Annotated in this window: 20 protein-coding genes; 10 read left to right on the top strand and 10 right to left on the bottom strand. The window is 60.3% G+C overall.

What is annotated here, in order from left to right; all coding sequences use genetic code 11:
• Positions 1-100: 100 nt before the first annotated feature.
• The 4 genes from IV89_RS17100 (at position 101) to IV89_RS17115 (ending at position 2,207) form a co-directional block, all read left to right on the top strand.
• The gene (locus IV89_RS17100) at positions 101-487 is read left to right on the top strand and encodes a DUF6878 family protein (protein WP_037941650.1); all 387 of its coding nucleotides are present in this window, start codon (positions 101-103) and stop codon (positions 485-487) included.
• 1 nt (position 488) lies between these two features.
• Positions 489-950 carry a hypothetical protein gene (locus IV89_RS17105; RefSeq protein WP_037941651.1) on the top strand — a complete coding sequence of 154 codons (462 nt, stop codon included), beginning with the start codon at positions 489-491 and terminating at the stop codon, positions 948-950.
• Between the two features lie 100 nt (positions 951-1,050).
• On the top strand, positions 1,051-1,353 hold the full coding sequence (locus IV89_RS17110) for a hypothetical protein (protein WP_037941652.1): 303 nt from the start codon (positions 1,051-1,053) through the stop codon (positions 1,351-1,353).
• A 125-nt stretch (positions 1,354-1,478) separates the two neighbouring features.
• Positions 1,479-2,207 (top strand): DUF736 family protein, encoded by a 729-nt coding sequence (locus IV89_RS17115; RefSeq protein ID WP_037941828.1) that lies wholly within the window; start codon positions 1,479-1,481, stop codon positions 2,205-2,207.
• Between the two features lie 315 nt (positions 2,208-2,522).
• On the opposite strand, the gene IV89_RS17120 is transcribed toward IV89_RS17115, so the two are convergent.
• The 8 genes from IV89_RS17120 to IV89_RS17155 are packed head-to-tail and all read right to left on the bottom strand — an operon-like array spanning position 2,523 to position 7,216.
• Complete coding sequence (locus IV89_RS17120) at positions 2,523-2,849, bottom strand: YnfA family protein (RefSeq protein ID WP_037941829.1); 327 nt, start codon at positions 2,847-2,849, stop codon at positions 2,523-2,525.
• A gap of 55 nt (positions 2,850-2,904) precedes the next feature.
• Entirely contained in the window at positions 2,905-4,257 is a 1,353-nt protein-coding gene (locus IV89_RS17125) for an NAD(P)/FAD-dependent oxidoreductase (RefSeq protein WP_037941653.1), read from the bottom strand.
• 22 nt (positions 4,258-4,279) lie between these two features.
• Positions 4,280-5,710 carry a mercury(II) reductase gene (merA, locus tag IV89_RS17130; RefSeq protein WP_235183683.1) on the bottom strand — a complete coding sequence of 477 codons (1,431 nt, stop codon included), beginning with the start codon at positions 5,708-5,710 and terminating at the stop codon, positions 4,280-4,282.
• Between the two features lies 1 nt (position 5,711).
• On the bottom strand, positions 5,712-5,849 hold the full coding sequence (locus tag IV89_RS17135) for a hypothetical protein (protein WP_153218051.1): 138 nt from the start codon (positions 5,847-5,849) through the stop codon (positions 5,712-5,714).
• Positions 5,849-6,232 carry a mercury resistance system transport protein MerF gene (gene merF, locus IV89_RS17140; RefSeq protein WP_037941655.1) on the bottom strand — a complete coding sequence of 128 codons (384 nt, stop codon included), beginning with the start codon at positions 6,230-6,232 and terminating at the stop codon, positions 5,849-5,851. Before merF ends, IV89_RS17135 begins: the two co-directional genes overlap by 1 nt.
• Complete coding sequence (locus tag IV89_RS17145) at positions 6,229-6,480, bottom strand: hypothetical protein (RefSeq protein WP_138058777.1); 252 nt, start codon at positions 6,478-6,480, stop codon at positions 6,229-6,231. Before IV89_RS17145 ends, merF begins: the two co-directional genes overlap by 4 nt.
• A gap of 10 nt (positions 6,481-6,490) precedes the next feature.
• Positions 6,491-6,793 carry a periplasmic mercury ion-binding protein gene (locus IV89_RS17150; protein WP_037941656.1) on the bottom strand — a complete coding sequence of 101 codons (303 nt, stop codon included), beginning with the start codon at positions 6,791-6,793 and terminating at the stop codon, positions 6,491-6,493.
• Between the two features lie 15 nt (positions 6,794-6,808).
• On the bottom strand, positions 6,809-7,216 hold the full coding sequence (locus tag IV89_RS17155) for a mercuric transporter MerT family protein (protein ID WP_235183693.1): 408 nt from the start codon (positions 7,214-7,216) through the stop codon (positions 6,809-6,811).
• 76 nt (positions 7,217-7,292) lie between these two features.
• Here IV89_RS17155 and IV89_RS17160 point away from each other — a divergent pair, with 76 nt between their 5' ends.
• Positions 7,293-7,706, top strand: coding sequence for a helix-turn-helix domain-containing protein (locus IV89_RS17160; protein ID WP_200875459.1), 414 nt, complete (start codon positions 7,293-7,295; stop codon positions 7,704-7,706).
• Positions 7,707-7,842: 136 nt separating this feature from the next.
• Here the strand turns inward: IV89_RS17160 and IV89_RS17165 are convergent, their stop codons facing one another.
• Positions 7,843-8,175 carry a hypothetical protein gene (locus IV89_RS17165; protein ID WP_037941658.1) on the bottom strand — a complete coding sequence of 111 codons (333 nt, stop codon included), beginning with the start codon at positions 8,173-8,175 and terminating at the stop codon, positions 7,843-7,845.
• The gene (locus tag IV89_RS17170) at positions 8,175-8,450 is read right to left on the bottom strand and encodes a hypothetical protein (protein WP_037941659.1); all 276 of its coding nucleotides are present in this window, start codon (positions 8,448-8,450) and stop codon (positions 8,175-8,177) included. Before IV89_RS17170 ends, IV89_RS17165 begins: the two co-directional genes overlap by 1 nt.
• Before the next feature lie 628 nt (positions 8,451-9,078).
• On the opposite strand from IV89_RS17170, the gene IV89_RS17175 reads away from it, so the two are divergent.
• From IV89_RS17175 to IV89_RS17195, 5 genes are all read left to right on the top strand, one after another.
• Positions 9,079-10,008 (top strand): DUF2493 domain-containing protein, encoded by a 930-nt coding sequence (locus IV89_RS17175; protein WP_037941660.1) that lies wholly within the window; start codon positions 9,079-9,081, stop codon positions 10,006-10,008.
• A gap of 538 nt (positions 10,009-10,546) precedes the next feature.
• Complete coding sequence (locus IV89_RS17180; protein ID WP_007120662.1) at positions 10,547-10,753, top strand: hypothetical protein; 207 nt, start codon at positions 10,547-10,549, stop codon at positions 10,751-10,753.
• A 518-nt stretch (positions 10,754-11,271) separates the two neighbouring features.
• Positions 11,272-11,853, top strand: coding sequence for a helix-turn-helix domain-containing protein (locus IV89_RS17185; protein WP_037941661.1), 582 nt, complete (start codon positions 11,272-11,274; stop codon positions 11,851-11,853).
• Positions 11,840-14,083: a relaxase/mobilization nuclease domain-containing protein gene (locus IV89_RS17190; RefSeq protein ID WP_037941662.1), complete on the top strand. Its 2,244-nt coding sequence runs from the start codon at positions 11,840-11,842 to the stop codon at positions 14,081-14,083. Before IV89_RS17185 ends, IV89_RS17190 begins: the two co-directional genes overlap by 14 nt.
• Positions 14,084-14,091: 8 nt before the next feature.
• Positions 14,092-16,083 carry a type IV secretory system conjugative DNA transfer family protein gene (locus IV89_RS17195; protein ID WP_037941663.1) on the top strand — a complete coding sequence of 664 codons (1,992 nt, stop codon included), beginning with the start codon at positions 14,092-14,094 and terminating at the stop codon, positions 16,081-16,083.
• Positions 16,084-16,161 lie beyond the last annotated feature (78 nt).

Consider the following 16,161-nt stretch of genomic DNA (forward strand, 5'->3'; position numbering starts at 1 on the left):
TCGGGCGTCGCGGATCGGGGTTTGCCCGGGCTGCGCTTTCCGGGCGCGCGCTGACCAATGCCACACCCGGCCCCCCAAATTCAGACAAGAGGACAGACCCATGACCAATCCCCAGATCGACTATGCCGCAATGGCGGCTCAGTGGCGTGCAGAGCGCGAAACCACCTTGAAGGCATCCCGAACGGAGCTGCTCGCGCAACTACGTGCGCTTGGCATCAGCGAGGTCACTGCCGAATACGAAGGCTATGGAGACTCTGGCAATGTCGAGGATGTGACGGTGCAGCCTGCAGAGGTCCAACTGCCGGAGGCGCTTGTCACAGAAGTTGGCGACTTCGCCTGGTCGCTCGCCTATCACCATCACCCGGGGTTAGAAAACAACGAGGGCGGCTACGGCACGCTGACCTGGGAGATCACCAGCGACAGCATCACCCTCGATCACGCGGACCGCTATGTCGAATGCTCGCACAGCTATGACGAGGGGCTGTGAGATGGCCCATCCGCTTCATCATGCTGAAAGCTCAGCCCGGAAATTCGGCGGGGTGTCGTCTGACTATCAGTCTGTGCACGATTGGTTTGACGCCTCGAAAGAGCATCTCGCGCTCTTCACGCACCGAGCCATGCGCCACCACGCTCAAGGCCTGTTCGAGGCCGAACGTGTCTTCGGCCTGACCCTGACCAATAGCGCAGGTCGAGAGATCCCCGTGCGCTGGATCGGCGAGCAGCATGTCCGCGAAGACTGTCAGGGCCGCATTCCGAGCATGGCGGACTGGCTTCGACGGATCCAGCCTGAGCCATGGATGGCAAATGGCCACATCGACCGGCATGTCGGCAATGAGCCCTGCGGCGACCCAAGGGTTGCCTGGGCCTCCGAGGTCGCCGCCGGAAGAACGGTTCTTGGCCTGAAGGATTGGATGGCGTCGCGCGCGACGCAAGCCACGCAAAGCGCCTGACAGCTCTTGGCCGTTTGCCAAACGAATACTGCATGGAAGCCCGGTTGGAAGATCGGGCTTCTTGCGTCGTTTCCCCACCATTCTTCTTGAGGAGGATCGCATGACACTCGAAGACATCAAGGCGGCCGTTAATGCCGGCCAGACCGTGCATTGGGCCAATACCGGCTACGTTGTCCACAAGGACCGGCTTGGGCAGTACCTGATCACCTATGTGCCGAACCGCAGCTGCATCGGTCTGACCGACCAGGAAGGGCAACGGTTGAACGGCAAAGAGGCGGAGTTCTTCATCGCGCGGTCGAAGGACAGCGCGGAAAATCCGGGCAGCCAATCAAGACCAGACGGGCAGGGGAGGGGCGTAGCACCCGGAGGCGCGGGGGCCTTCCCACTCGGACGGCAGCTCTGACCCGTGGGCGGGGCTGAAAGGAAAGCAGGCTTTCTGATTTGTGATCCCTCAAGGGGTCGAGAAAGCAATCCCGGATGCGCTGGCAAGAACGTCAGGCACCGAACAATCTGAAAAGGAACCATCCCATGTTCGCAGGAACCCTCACCCGCAATGTCGAGACCGCAGCCGCTCAGTACACCGGCATGATCCACTCGACGCGCTTTGACATCGCCATCCAGTTGGAGGCGCGGGCCAAGATGTCCGAACGCAGCCCGGATTTTGACGTGACGGCAGTCAACAAATCAGGCCGCAAGGTGCGTATCGGCACGGCCTGGAACGAGACCGGCAATACCAGCGGCAACCCCTACGTCTCGATGCAGATCGATGTCGGCTTGGGCCCGTTCCGGGTCAACGCGGTGCAGACGAAAGAGGCGAGCGCGACCCAAAGCGGCGAATTCGAGATCATCCCGCTGGTCTCGAACGGCCTGATGAAGTCCGGCTCGATCTCGGGCGAGTTGACCGCCATGGACGCTGACAACGCCTTCACCGGCTACATCGCCAACATGATGTTCGATCTGGAGTTCATGCTGATCGAGAACAGCTACAAATCCGAGGAGACCCACCCGGATTACCGCGTCGAGGTCAGCTCGCCCCGGGGCACACCGATCCGCGTCGGATCGGCGTGGATGGCCAAAAGCAGCCGCACGGGCAATGACTACCTGTCGCTGCTGATCAACACGCCCGATGGCGATCTGCGCGTCAACGCCGTGCAGAACGAAGAACAGCGCGGCGGGCAGACCTTCTCGATCATCCCGTTCATCGACAGCGGTGAGCAACCGCAGGACGCAGGCGCGGGGCTGTCGCTGGTTGCATGACATTGGCATGAGGCCAAAAGACCTGAACCGATTGGGGAGCCGTGGGACCACGGTTCCCCTTTTGCTGTGCTGGTGTGGTTGAATAAACCCGGCCTACATTGCAGACGTTCGTGTCGCCGGCAGCTAATGCAACCGAAGAGCCCACTTTGACCGATGCTGCGTAAAGGATGTATCGCTGCTTTTGAGGGCGGTAGGAAACCTGCTTGATCGCAGCCGCGATGCGGAAGGAAAGCAGCGCCGAGTTGTCGGAACGCGTGAACCAAAAAGGCGATCTAATCGAAAGATTCAGTACTTCACCCCGTCTGCGGCTGCCTCTCAAATACTGCGCGGTGCCCAGAGAATAATACCCGCACCGACAAGGCAAATGACGGCTCCAACAACATCCCATTGATCCGGGCGATGCCCTTCCACACCCCATAGCCACATCAGGGACGATACGATGTAAACGCCACCGTAGACTGCATAGGCGCGGCCCGCTTGATCGGCGGGGCTGAGCGCCAGTAGCCAGGCGAAAGCGGCAAGGGACAGCATGCCCGGTGCCAACCAAAACACGCTCTTGTCCAGCCGGAACCACGCCCAGAAAGCAAAGCATCCGGCAATTTCGGCCAGCGCAGCGGCGAAGTAGATAAGAACCGTCTTCATCGGGCCAGACATACGTTCCGAGGAGGATCGGGTCTATTGCGAAAAATTTTCTAATTCAAAGAAGCGACCCCAAATCCGATCCAACACTTGGATAGGCCGCCGTCATCGACTTAAGCTGCTTGGCCGCCAGGCCCAGCTTGATTGCCAGCCCGAAGAAATTGATCAGTTCGCCGTATTCCGGGCCGAACAGGTGCGCGCCGAGGATCTTGCCGTTCGACCTGTCCACGAGGATCTTCGCGGCGGCGGAGGTCTCGCCGATCCTGTAGTTCGAGTACCAACCGCTCGTGTCGGTGAACCGGACATCTACGTCATGCCCGGCGTCCCTTGCCTCACTTTCCAACATGCCGACACGCGCCAGTTCCGGAACGGTGAAGACGGCTGTTGGAATACCGGCATAGTCCGGTACGGTCTGCGCGTCCTTGAGCATGTTGGAGGCTGCGACCTTCCCTTCGATCACCGCGACCGGCGTCAGCGGCATACCATCGGTGTCGGCGGAATCTCCGGCGGCATAGACCGCGCTGCTTGTCGTGCTTTGCAGATGGGGGGCTACAACGATGCCCTTGTCGCTGTAGTCAACACCGGCCGCCTCAAGATTCAAATCGGCCAGGGCTGCAACCCGGCCCGCGCCATGCACGACCAGATCGGTTTCGATTGTTCGGGTTTCATCGCCTGACTTCACTTCAACACTTAATGCTCCACTGGCTTCCGAGACCGACACGATTTCGGTCTCGCGCATCAGGTCCACGCCGATACCGGTGCCGCGCTCGATCAGCATTTCGACCAGATCGGGATCGAAGCCGCGTAAGGGCCGGGCGCCACGATCCACGATGATCGGGTTGGCTCCGGCCCGTGCGGCGATATGCGCAAACTCGAAGGACACGAAGCCGCCGCCGATAAAAAGAACCCGTTTGGGAAGGGCCTCCAGGTTGAGGAAATCCGTGCTGTCGATCACGAGATCGGCCCCTGTGAAGCTCAGCGGCCTGGGCATGGCACCGGCGGCCACGAGGAACCGTTCCGACTGATATGCCGTTCCATCGACCTCCAGCGTGTTGTCTCCCGTGAAGCGGGCAGCTCCATGCAGGGTTTCGACGCCGTTGCCCGACAGGCCCTTTTCCATCTTGTCCGGCACGGGATCGGTGAAGCCACGCTTGTGTGCCATCAGATCGGCCCAGTTGATCGACAGATCACCGGGATCGATCCCCTTGCCCTGCATGAGCCGTGCCGCGTCCATGATTTCCGCACCGCGCCGCAGGATTTTCTTTGGATCGCAGCCGCGCAATGCGCAGGTGCCGCCGTAGGGCAGCGCATCGACAATGGCCACACGCCATCCTGCTGCGCCACACTTGTTCGCCGCGGCCACGCCTGCCATGCCAGCCCCTATGACGATCAGGTCGTAGTCTTCGCTCATTCTCCGGTCCTTGTCCTGATCTTCATCCGGCGCAGCAGCTCAACTTTGCCACGTCCATATCGAAGGTTTGCGCCGCCAGCTTCAACCCTTCTACCGTTGTCAGATAGGGGAAGACCGTCTCGCCAAGTGCCTTGGTGGTCATGCCGAACTTCAGCGCCATAACGAGGGTCTGGATCGTATCGGACCCCTCGGGCGCGATGATCTGGCCGCCAAGCAGTCGGTCGGACTTTCTGTCCGCCACCAGCTTGATCAATCCGCGCGTGTCGCGTGCGGCCAGCGCGCGCGGCACCTGATCGAGCGGCACGATGGACGTCTTTACGTCGAAGCCCGCGTCCCGAGCCTGGGCTTCACCGAGACCGACGCCCGCAACTTGAGGGTCGGAAAACACCACCCAGGGCATCGCGGCGTTGTCGTAGCGATGGTCTTCGCCGAGAACCGCGTTTTTGGCGGCGAGCTTTGCACCGTAGGCCGCCATATAGACAAACTGGTCACGGTCGGTCACATCGCCCGCCGCATAGATGCCTCGCACCGATGTCTGCATGTCCTCGCCGACGACGATGGACCCACGCGCGTCTGTTTTAACGCCGATTGCGTCCAGGCCCATATCTTCGGTATTGGCCCGCCTGCCAGCGGTCGAAACGAGGTGATCCGCTGTCACTTCGACAGGCTTTCCGTTCTGGATCACGCGTAGCGTCACGCCTGCGTCGTCGCGGCGCACAGTGTCGTAGCTTAACCCGGTCAGAAGGGTGATGCCTTCGGCCTCGAACGCCGCCGCCAATGCCTCCGAGACCTCTGGTTCCGCGCCGGGCAACAGATGCGAACGGGCGACAAGCGTGACCTTCACGCCCATGCGGCTCATCATCTGGGCCAGTTCCGCGCCGATGTAACCCGCGCCGATGAAGATCAGGCTTTTCGGCAGTACTTCGAGCTCCAGAAGACTGGTGCTGTCGAGCGCGCCGATTTCCTCGATGCCGTCGATGGTCGGCAGGACGGGACGCCCGCCCGTGGCGATGATGGTCCTCGGTGCTTTCAGGGTTCGCTCACCGACTGTCACGCCACATTCGATCAGCCGTGCGGGACCGGCGTCGATGTAATCGACACCCTCATATTCCGGCAGAAGGTCTGCGTATTTCTTCTGGCGCAGGGTCTCGACCAGATCGTCCTTGGACTGAACGAGCGTCTGCCAGTCATCGACTTGCGCGTGGCCTGATAGACCGGGGAACCGTTTGGCAGCTCCCGCACCGTGCACGGCCTCTGCCGCGCGGATCATCGCCTTGGACGGCACGCATCCCACGTTGACGCAGGTTCCGCCGATGGTGCCATGTCCCACGAGAGCGACGCGCTTTCCGGCATCCGCGCCGGTAATTGCGGCGGAGAAACCCGCCGACCCCGCCCCGAGGACGATCAGGTCATAGCCGCCCTGTCCATCGTCGTTTTTGTTCAGGTCTTTCATCTCAGCGCGCCTCACCATACTCGGGGTTGTTCGATTTGGCAGCGAACAGATAAATGACCGCGCCGATTGCGATCAGCGGTGTGAGCATGCCGAGAAGACCGAAGAACATACCGGTGGCGGTGCAACATCCCATCATCATTAGAGCGTTCCTTTCTTTTGCGCACGGTTCAGCAGAACCGCGTAGAGTGCTGTGGCGGCGAAAACGCCGATTGTGATCCGTATTGCGAACCTGAATTCGAGAAGAATGATCAGGATCGACAGGGCCACCGCGAGGCCGGTGGCCCAAAGTTTCGGGGCCGGTCCCGGTTTGCCAGCGCGCAGCCAAAAGGCCTGTGCCACCACGGCGAGGCTGAAAAACAGCAGCGGGAACAGGGCGTAATCGAGCCAACCCGATAGGGCCGACAATCCGACGCCAGCGATGATGACGACCAGAAACGGCGTAAAGCAGCAGAGCGCGGCGAACAGCGCACCGCCAAGCCCCCATTTCAGCAGTCGGTCGGGATTTTCTGGTGTGTCAGTCAATGGGCCGTCTTTCTTCGTGATGGTTCGGTGCTGGAGGCCCGTTTCATGTGTGAACGACGCAGTGCGCGGAGGATCAGGTAGGTCAGACCCGCCAAAACCAGCATGGCAATGCCACTCATTCCAGAGAGCCAAGCCCCAACGCCGCCGAACAACGCTGCAAGCACGGCAGTTCCGCCGCCGCAGCAGACCACCACGACCGGAGCTGCTATTCCGAAGGCCAGCAGGCCACCCATCAGATTGTCACGCATTGCAGGCGGCTCAGGAGGCTGTGTCGGGCAGCACCTGCGCCGGATAGCCATTGGCTGTCACCGCGCCAATGATGCTTTCGATTGAAGTCTCGGCGTCATCGTAGGTCACGCTGTAAACACCCTGTCCGTATTCGGGGCCGTCCTCGAATGCGGCGATCTCGACCGACGGAACACCGCGCATCGAGCTGGCGACGATGAATGAACAGGACGGGCATGTCAGTTCACTGACGGCGATCTCGACCTCTCGCTCTTCAGCGAGGACCGGAGTCGAGAGTGCGGCGATGGTCAGGGCGGATAGTAGAAGATGCTTCATGGTCTTGGTCCTCGTTCAGAATTTCAGGATGAAGGGGGTGATGTAGGGAAAGATCATGGCGACAGCGACAATCGCGGAAGCGGCCCAGAGGGTTGCGCGCATAATGCGGCGGTCGATGGGGCGGGCGCAGGTGCCATCGGCACAGGCCTCGGCATCTACAGGCTTGTAAGCCTTGTAGAAGCCGTATCCCAAAAACGCGGCGCTCAGCGCGAAGGTGTACCATTTGTAGGCATAGAGCGCTCCGAGCTGCGCGATGAACACGCCTGTCACGCCAAAACTGACCAGCACCAATGGAAGGATGCAGCAAGAAGTCATCGCCAGCGCACCGAGGACGCCGAGGCCGGTCACGCCCCATCCCTTGGTGGTTTCGTCGCCAATTTTCTGCGACCGAGATTGCGGAAGTTCCGCCAAATTTTGTTCCATCGAATCTTCCTTGAACAGATGTTTCCACCGTTCTAAGGTCTGTAGTTGATACAGGCTCAAGGGGTTTTTTTGCGAAATGAGTAACACAAGCGTGAGATCAATTCGGCGGGGTGATTTGGCACGAGCGACGGGCTGCAACCTGGAAACCATTCGCTACTACGAGAAAATCGGGATCATGCCGGACCCGCCGCGCAGTACAAAGGGTTACCGAAGCTACGACAATGCCCACGTCAAGCGGCTGAAATTCGTCATGCGGTCCCGCGATCTAGGCTTTTCTATCGAAGAGGTTCGCGGGCTGCTTGGGCTGGTCGATGACCGATCCCGGACATGCGCCGATGTGCAGTTGATCGCTGAAGATCATCTGACAGACGTTCAGGCCAAGATTGCCGATCTGCAGCGTATCGAGCGCGTCCTGTCGGACACTGTTGCGCGATGCACCGGTGATGCTGCCCCAGAATGCGCGGTGATCGATGCGTTGCTTGATGCTTAGTCCAGCTTGAAGAAGGGGGGGAACGGACCTTCTTGAATGGCGTAGCGAAAGCCCGAAAAGCCCTACATGTTTCCTATTCAAGTCGAGCGCAGCGAAGGTCCAGTTTCGGACTTTAATGTTGAGGTTGGCTCCAATATTAGTCCGCGAATACCCGTCTTGCTGACGCCAGCTTTATCCAATCTCTGCCTCCAAAGGCGGCGAGTGCAAGATAGATGACCTCAGTATCCATGTCCGGTTTGAATACGATGGTCAGTCGGTGACTGGTGCCGCCGTGGCGCACGAGCCATCTATCCAGTTTGCCGTTCAGCCTGACACCTGAATTTGGATTTGAGGCAATCGCTTCTAAGAGCGTGTCTACTTCATCCAGGCGACGGCTCGCGGCTGCAACGTCACCGTCGGTCACCTCGACAATATGATTAACGATACCGATAAGGTCACGTTCGAAGAACGGATGCCTGATAAATCGCATCAGGTCTTTTTGGCCATCGCGGCAAGATGGGACCGTGCGCCTTTAGTGACGTCGGCGGCATCGCCGACGGGTTCCCATTGATCGAGAGGCAGAGACAGACGGCGCTCCAATTCTGCTTCGAGGAGAGACCGTTCACGATCTCGCTCTGCCTTGGCCTTCGCCAATTCACCCGAAACCGCTGCACTCATATTGGGGTACTCGCCAGCTTCGACCAGTTCCCTTGCGAAGGTGTAGGCGGTGTCGGTGAAACTGACAGATTGCTTTTGAACGCTCATTGCGGGCTCCTTGGTGCTCCAACAGACTACCGAACTTTGCCGCTTCTGGCAAGCAGGTCAGGCCGACCGAGCGAAATGCGTCAACAGCCTATCGGCCTCCCCAGCTCGGCAGCCATGTCGCAGTGGAGAACGGACCTTCGGTCCGTCGCGCATTCGGCCATGCGGCCTCACCGCGGCGTCGCGCCTGACATCCCGGTTTGCCCGCCTCGCGAGCACGTCCCTCCCCGGCCGCTCCGCCGGATTGCGCTCTGGTCTGTTTTGGCCTGAGACCAAAACGATCCCGCCGCTTCATCCGTCTTCCGCGTCCGGTCGGGCCGTTTGCCTGCTCGGGTCGGGCAAACCTACCGTCAAAACACACACACATGAGTGCGGAAGCATATCCTCCGGATGGCCCCCAAATCAGCCCGCGTCAAGGATCGCAAAACTTTTCGGCGAGGGCCGGGCCTGTGGGGCGGGGCGGTCCCGTGCGTGAGGGTTCGCATGTGTCGGGTGTTGCGCGCGGAAAACTTTTGCGCCCGGCAAGCCGGCGGCTGCGCCGTCCCTGACCCGGGCAGATTCGGAAACCAGGCATTCGGCCATGCCCCCACACTCACGTGGTGGCCTTGGAACCGAAGACTGGAGACCAGACATGGCTTACGACAATGCGAACACCTACGAGACCATCGAACTTTTCGGACTGACCGAGAAGGACGCGCAGCTGCCGATCCCCGAGGATCACATCCTGACCGACCACATCATCCGCGAAAGCTTCGAGGCTTTGCTCGGGCAGCTGCGCGGGACCGGGCTTGAAGCAGAGATCGAACCGCTGGCCCATGGGCTCGCGACGATCCTGCAGCGCCGCAAGGTGGCGCTCGGCAAGGAGGTCGACCGCACCGCCGACAAGATCGGCGCGCTGGCAAAATCCCACGACGGATCGGAGATCGCCGAGACCGCGCTCGAAGAAGCGCAGGCGCGCTTCCTGCAGTTGCGCGAGGTTGTCAGCGCCATCGAGGTGATGAGCGAGGCGGCGGCGGAATGCTACGAGATCGAGACGGGCCACGCCTTCATCCCGGCAGCCGGGTCGCGCGCAAGCGTCCGGGCGCAGGAGACCGGGGCGGTCTTCGAGGCACGGCAGCTCCTGGAGCAGCACGACCGTGAAACCGCCGAGAAGTCGAAAGTCGAGGGGGTTCCCCTGATCGTCTCAGGCGCCACCGACTGGATCGATGTCGATGTGATCTTCAACACGCTCGACAAGGTTCGCGAACGGATCAAGCAGAACCGCAACCAGGAGATCTTTCTCTGCCACAAGGGCGGCAAGCACGGGGCAGAGATGATTGCGGCTCGGTGGGCCCGGGCACGCGGGATAGCGCAGGCGCGCTTCGATCCGCGCTGGTCCGCGCATGGGCGGGCGGCACCGTTCAAGTGCAACGACGAAATGCTGGACGACAAGTTCGCGGCGACGGGGGTTGTTCTCTTCGGCGGCAACGGGGTCGCGCTGAACCTCGGGCAGAAGGCGGAAGCGAAAGGCCTGACGGTCATGCGGGTTGCGGACCCGGCGAAGAAGACTGCGCAGGATTGAAGAGAGGGGGTCGCGCTTGGCGCGGCCCTTTCGTCATGTCTCATGGCGCGTGCGATTGGTCATGCGTGATCGGCAGTCTGCAGCGGCCAGCACCGTTATCCCTCTACCCGGTCCGTCAGCGTGCGGCCCATCCGCATCGGTACGGGCTGGGGATGGTGCGCACCTCACGCACATCGTCAGCGGGGCAAGACGCGAGGGGTCGAGACATCGCATTTGAGGCTGAAGACCAGCACGACCCTCGGGGCGTGTTTCGGAACATCGCATCCACGCGGGCGGGCTCCGTCAGCACCCCGGCCAGGCTCGGCGGGACGCGGACGCGGATGGTGGCGGCTGCGTGATGGCAAGGGTCATCCGGATCACTCCTTTTTGCTCATAGATGTGGATCGCACGGGGTCGGCCCGTCCGTGCCCTCCGCTCCCGCTTCGGCAAGCACAAATACGGCTTCCACGGCTGGCCGCGGACCCTCCGCATTTGCGCTTGCGACCGGGCCTCTTGCCCCCGTGCTGGATGATCCCCATCGCAACAAGGAGTAACCCAAATGACCAACCACTACGTCGCCACCGTCCCCGTCAAGTTCACCGACACCGATGGCCAGGAGCGCACCCGTTTTCAGCGCGTGGGTGCGATGTTCCGCAACACCCGCAACGGGGATGGCTCGGAGTTCTTCAGCCTCAAGCTCGACTTCCCGGTCGCGGTCTCGGAGCTGGTGATGTTCCCGCCGAGCGCGAAGGATCCCCAGGACTAAATCCTCTGACGAGGATGGGCCGCCCCAGGACGATCTTGGGGCGGCCCTGTCCCTGTTCCAGGGATGCCGGTCGCTGCGCATTCAACGGACGCATTTCCCCCGGAATGATCAGGCCGCGACAGACCGGCCAGTCAGCCTCAAGGGGGCCATCCACAAAAACCTATCGGCCAGGGCCTCCCGGTTTTTGCGGCAGAGATTTGGCGGAGCCAAATCTGGCCCTCCTTGACCCTGCCTGTCCGCCCTGTCGGTGGGGTTTGCGCCCGCCCGCGGTTCTGTCCGAACACATGCGTGTTCGGACAGACCCTCGGACGGTGCTGGTGGACGGGACTCCTAGGACAGGTGAGTCGCCTGGTGGTGAGGGCGACAGAGCCGCGTCCCTGCGGGCCGCGGGGGAAGCGGACACCAAGGCTGCCTGAGACTGAATTCGACGTAAGTATATAATTGACAGATTGGTATATTATCGTAAGGTGGGAGCAGCCTTGGTGGAAGTTGGCAGGAAATAGGGGGTCTTTCTTCGCATGTCTCGCTCGAAACGTCTCACGGATGCGCAACGTATGGAGATCGTGCGCGAAGCCGCGGACGGAGTCTCGACGTCCGTGCTTGCGAAGCGGTTCGGGGTGACACCGCGGGCGGTGCAATACACCTTGAAGAGTGACGATCAGCGCCAGCGCGATACGGCCGTGCCGGTCTTGGCGGTGAGTGTGAAAGTGACCCCTGACGAGATGGCGGCATTCGATGCGGTGCTGGCGTCGGCGGGGATCGAGACCCGCTCGGAAGGGCTGCGCCGCTTGATGCAAGCGGCAGGTGGCACCTTTGTGGCGGACACATCGTTGGCGGCAGAGATGGCGCGCTATCGCGCCTCATTAAATGATGTTGGAAACGGTGTCGCCCAGATTGCCAAGCAGATGCAGAAGGCCAACAGGGAGGGACAGGGAACTGGTGCTGAGTTCTCAGAATTGCGGCTTGCACAGATGCGCGGGTTGGCGCGATTCATCCTCGATAGTGCAGATGAGATTGACCTGCTTGTGCGCCGCCGGCGTGACGCGATGCAGCTGAAAGCAACGGCTGCCTTGAAGGAGTTCGCCCATGCGGCTGAATGATGCGGTTGGTGCCGTCACCGGAGAGATATTTGAGGATGGGTGGAGCCGGATCCGTGGCTCGATGCAGGGTCTGTATGCCTCCAAGCAAAAGCAGATGGTGCGCGCCGCTGCGGGACATCGGGCCGCTGTGTTCAAAGCGATCCGGGGCGGGGGCACGCATAATAAATCCCAGCTGTCCAACCAGCTCGAATACCTCACGACAAAGTCCACCCATATCGTCGACAGCAGCGGGTTCCTGGATGGCAAATCCAAGCTTGAGCGCGGCGAGATCAAAGACCTGACCGAGCGCTTTGCCAAGCGGTGGGACGCGGGGTTCAAACCCAAACTTGGGCAAACCACACATCTGCTGATGTCCTTCCCGATTGGAACGCGCGGAGAGGACGTGCGCGACATCGCGACTGACGTGGCCGAGCGGTTCTTCCAGAAAGATGAAGGCCACTTTGATTATATCATTGCTGTACATGAGGACCGCGAGCATCCGCATGCGCATCTCGTATTGAATCGCCGCTCTCAAGAGGGCGAGTTTTTCTATTTGGCGCGCAATCATCGGTTCAACTATGACGACTTCCGGTTGGCGATGGTCGAAGAGGCCGAGACCTACGGCGTGCGGTTGGAGGCAACGCGGCGGATAGATCGCGGCGAGGTGCATTACCCGGCCAAGACCCGCGAGGTCTATGCCGCCAAAGAAGAGGGCAGGACGCCAGTGGAGCGCGAACGGGTGGGTAAAGACCTGACCCGCACGCTTGCCGAGATCGCAAACACCAAAATCATATTCCACTCGCTGGCTGCCGAGGCGTCCTCCGAGAACCGCGAAGACATTGCTGAGGTTCTGTTCCGTGCGGGCGAGGTTCTGGCGAAGGGTGGTCACGTTGAAACCGCAGGAGGCATTTACATGGCCGAAGACGAAACGTTCGAGGATCTGCGCAGCCGCTACGCGGAGAAGGTCGCAAACATCACAGATTTGATCGCGGCAAAGCCGGATGCAGAGCGACCCGCGCTCGAGAAGTCTCTCAACGCAATTCAAGCGCGGGTGCAGCATATGCAGCCCCTTGGGCTACGGTCCAATTCCCTCTCGGAGGTCCCATCAGAAGGCGGGGTTTATTCTGAAGCCAATATTCAGCAAAGCCAGTTGGAGCGTCTGTCTGAGCCACGGGTGCGCGCCCGCGTCGATGCAGCACTGCGCGGCACGGGGATCAGCACATCCGAGGTTGTGGCCCGGATGGAGACGGGGGCGCAAAACGCGGCTCTGGAACATCAATGGATTGCGGATGATTTGTCCAAGGTGGCCGAGGCGAAGGATTTGAACCTTGAGCGCCGCGCGGATTTGGAACAGGCGCGGGATATCCTCAATGATGTACATGTGCAGCTGGGGACCATGCTGGAACGGGAAGGTGTGCTGCGCCGTGACGGGGTCATTGAAGACGCCCGCGAGGTGCAGGCGCATGTCACGCAAGCTCAGATCGAAACCGCTGCCAATGCCGTTCGCGTCGAGACTCAGATTGAAGCTCAGAGTGAGGACCTTGATGAGGCCGTGATCGAAAGCCTTGCCGTAGAGCGTTTGGAGGACGAACAGCGGGATTATCTGCGCGACCATCCAGATCTGATTGCGCGCCCGACCGATGTGATCCGCACGGATGAGGAGGGCAGGGCGGTGATCGTAGATCAGGCCGCAGCAGACTGGGTTATCAATGAGGTCGAAGCGGCGCGTTTGGGGGCGCACAGCAGCACGCCAATCTCCGTTTCCGTCGCGCGCGATCTACAGACGCGATATCCTGATATGCCCGAGCAGCTGGCGGAGGGTCTCGGCGACACTTACGCGCGTGTCTATGAAGCGCGCGGCGCTGAACGGGAGGAAAACCTGACGGAGCGCGAGACAGTCCAGAATGAGACGCCCGAACTGTCCCGTGTTCTCGCCCATGAACGGGCAGGGGAGTTGTCTTCGCCCTTTGAGACCAACCAAGAACGTGAGGCCTTCCGCAGCGATGTGGCGCGGGTTTTGGACGCGGCGCAGCTCGATCGCCTGAAGGAGGGTGACAGTGACGCTTTGGAAAATGTGATCGAAGATCGCCTTGATCGGCTCTATGTCGCAAAGGTCTATCTACAATCGGATGCGGCAACGGCAAACTCGGAGGCGTTGCGACAGGTTGTCGATGAGTTGGCAGACGTAGAAGTCGAGAGACACCGCGCGGCGGACGTGGACGGCGAGATTGAGCGGGGCCAGGTCCATTGAGTGGATCCATGGGAAAGGCTTGGATTGCCATAGGGGTGGTTCTGGTCACCTTGGTGGCAGGGGCGATGGGCTACACCATTGCCTCGGCTGTGCTGACCTTTAAGGCGCTTGGGTTCAGCGCTGATATCGATTTTGGATATATCGCGCAAAATTACCTCTGGATCAGAGATAGACGGCCTGATGATTTCCAACTGATCAACCTGATCATTGGCGGTGCCGCCGTCGCGGGGCTAATGATGAGCCTTGCCCTTTCCGGCTCGGCCCTCACGCGCTTCGGGCAGACCCATTGGCAAAAGCGCGGTGAGATGAAAACCAACGGGTTCTTTGGCAAGCCAGGGACCGGGTTTATTCTGGGCAAATTGGGCAGCCCAAAGTCGCGGGCCCGCTACATCACATCTAAGGTCTTTCCCCATGCCCTGATCGTGGCACCAACGGGGCGCGGTAAAACCAGCGGCTTTGTGATCCCGAACCTGCTCACATGGCAGGGGTCTGCCGTTACGTTGGATGTGAAGGGCGAGTGTTTTGAAGCCACGGCGCGTCACCGTGCCGCCCAGGGCGACAAGGTCTACCGCTTTGCGCCCACGGACTGGGTAGGCAAGCGCACCCATCGCTACAATCCGCTGCTGCGCATCTATGAATTGGAAGACCCCGCGCGCCAGCAGATGGAATTGCAGCTGCTGGCGACCTTGTTTCTGCAAAGTGACAATGATCGCGTGCAAGGGCTTTTGAAGGGCGGCATTGATTTGTTTGTGGCCGCGGGCTTGCTGGCGTTCCAGCGCAAGAAGCCCAACTTGGGCGAGATCTACCGGATCGCGGCTTCGGGGGGCAACAAACAGAAAGAATATGTGGCGCGGGGCCACGAGATCGACAACAAAGCCGCGAAGTTGATCTTTACGCGGCTGGCGTCCACCAACAACGACACGTTAACCTCCTATGTCTCGCTTCTGATGACCTCAGGTCTGGATCAATGGCAGAACCCGGCGATTGACGAAGCGACGCAGATTTCCGACTTTGATTTCCGCACGATCCGCAAGAAGCCCTTCACGGTCTATCTCGTTGTCCAACCGCTGATGGTGAAACCACTCGCGCCGCTAATCCGGTTGTTTTTCTCAGACCTTCTCTCGGCCATGCAAGAGAAGGAACCGGGCAAAGATGAGCCTTGGCCTGTGATGATCATGCTCGATGAGTTCAACCGCCTTGGCAAAATGCCCATTGTGGTCGAGAGCATCGAAACTCTGCGCACCTATCGCGGCCACTTGGCGGTGGTGACCCAAACCATCCCTGCCCTTGATGAAATCTACGGTGAAAACACCCGCCGCGCGTTGCAGGGCAACGCAGGTGTGAAGCTCTACCTCACTCCCTCAGATGAAAAGACCATCGAGGAGCTCAGCAAGGCAGTTGGGAAGACAACGAAGACAGTTATCACTCGATCGCGGTCCATTGGGAAGAACCCGTTTGAGGGGCGCAGTCAGTCCACACGGACGGAAGAGACATCGTTGTTGCCTGAAGACGAAGCGCGCCGGTTGCCGCTTGATGAAATTATCATGGTCGTGGATGCGCAAATGCCAGTGCGGGCGAAGCGGATCCAGTATTTTGATGATCGGCTGTTTGCGGCGATCCATGGCGCGCAGCGGGGCGAGTTGCCGTTTCCGGTGATGGGCGGAGGTGGCGGCAAGGCGGATGGTTCAGATTTCGGCGGAACAGAGCGGAGTCCGAGCCAAGCTGGAACGAGTGCGGAGCCCCAGGTGCATGATGAGCGTCTGGATGGTCCAAACGAGGTCGGTTCAGGTAAATCAGTGCCGCCAGCCAAGAAAAGTTCGAAGGCTGTTCAAGCCGTTGTCGAAGAGGAGCAACGGCAGATGGAAATGAGCTTTGCCGACCAGGTTGAGATGCAAATTGAGGAAATCGATGGTGGCGGTATAGATCGACTCGATACAGTGGTGGATGATTTGGACGGGCTGGAAAGCCGGTTGAAGCAAGGGGAGGGGGTGTCTGGCTGAGATGGGTAAGGCGTAGCGCAACCATTGAATGCACGTAGATCACTGAACCAGTCGTTCGCCGCACCAGATTTGAAGGAC

Origin of the sequence: Sulfitobacter sp. CB2047 (genome assembly GCF_000735125.2) — a bacterium.
GTDB lineage: Bacteria > Pseudomonadota > Alphaproteobacteria > Rhodobacterales > Rhodobacteraceae > Sulfitobacter > Sulfitobacter pontiacus.

Bases quoted from the DNA above. Each gene is read 5' to 3' on its own strand.
- IV89_RS17105 (WP_037941651.1), top strand. From the start codon at position 489: ATGGCCCATCCGCTTCATCATGCTGAAAGCTCAGCCCGGAAATTCGGC.
- IV89_RS17115 (WP_037941828.1), top strand. From the start codon at position 1,479: ATGTTCGCAGGAACCCTCACCCGCAATGTCGAGACCGCAGCCGCTCAG.
- IV89_RS17165 (WP_037941658.1), bottom strand. From the start codon at position 8,175: ATGCGATTTATCAGGCATCCGTTCTTCGAACGTGACCTTATCGGTATC.
- IV89_RS17170 (WP_037941659.1), bottom strand. From the start codon at position 8,450: ATGAGCGTTCAAAAGCAATCTGTCAGTTTCACCGACACCGCCTACACC.
- IV89_RS17180 (WP_007120662.1), top strand. From the start codon at position 10,547: ATGACCAACCACTACGTCGCCACCGTCCCCGTCAAGTTCACCGACACC.
- IV89_RS17145 (WP_138058777.1), bottom strand. From the start codon at position 6,480: ATGCGTGACAATCTGATGGGTGGCCTGCTGGCCTTCGGAATAGCAGCT.
- IV89_RS17100 (WP_037941650.1), top strand. From the start codon at position 101: ATGACCAATCCCCAGATCGACTATGCCGCAATGGCGGCTCAGTGGCGT.
- IV89_RS17190 (WP_037941662.1), top strand. From the start codon at position 11,840: ATGCGGCTGAATGATGCGGTTGGTGCCGTCACCGGAGAGATATTTGAG.
- IV89_RS17185 (WP_037941661.1), top strand. From the start codon at position 11,272: ATGTCTCGCTCGAAACGTCTCACGGATGCGCAACGTATGGAGATCGTG.
- IV89_RS17110 (WP_037941652.1), top strand. From the start codon at position 1,051: ATGACACTCGAAGACATCAAGGCGGCCGTTAATGCCGGCCAGACCGTG.
- IV89_RS17150 (WP_037941656.1), bottom strand. From the start codon at position 6,793: ATGAAGCATCTTCTACTATCCGCCCTGACCATCGCCGCACTCTCGACT.
- IV89_RS17175 (WP_037941660.1), top strand. From the start codon at position 9,079: ATGGCTTACGACAATGCGAACACCTACGAGACCATCGAACTTTTCGGA.
- IV89_RS17125 (WP_037941653.1), bottom strand. From the start codon at position 4,257: ATGAGCGAAGACTACGACCTGATCGTCATAGGGGCTGGCATGGCAGGC.
- IV89_RS17160 (WP_200875459.1), top strand. From the start codon at position 7,293: ATGAGTAACACAAGCGTGAGATCAATTCGGCGGGGTGATTTGGCACGA.
- merA (WP_235183683.1), bottom strand. From the start codon at position 5,710: ATGAAAGACCTGAACAAAAACGACGATGGACAGGGCGGCTATGACCTG.
- IV89_RS17135 (WP_153218051.1), bottom strand. From the start codon at position 5,849: ATGATGATGGGATGTTGCACCGCCACCGGTATGTTCTTCGGTCTTCTC.
- IV89_RS17120 (WP_037941829.1), bottom strand. From the start codon at position 2,849: ATGAAGACGGTTCTTATCTACTTCGCCGCTGCGCTGGCCGAAATTGCC.
- IV89_RS17155 (WP_235183693.1), bottom strand. From the start codon at position 7,216: ATGGAACAAAATTTGGCGGAACTTCCGCAATCTCGGTCGCAGAAAATT.
- IV89_RS17195 (WP_037941663.1), top strand. From the start codon at position 14,092: ATGGGAAAGGCTTGGATTGCCATAGGGGTGGTTCTGGTCACCTTGGTG.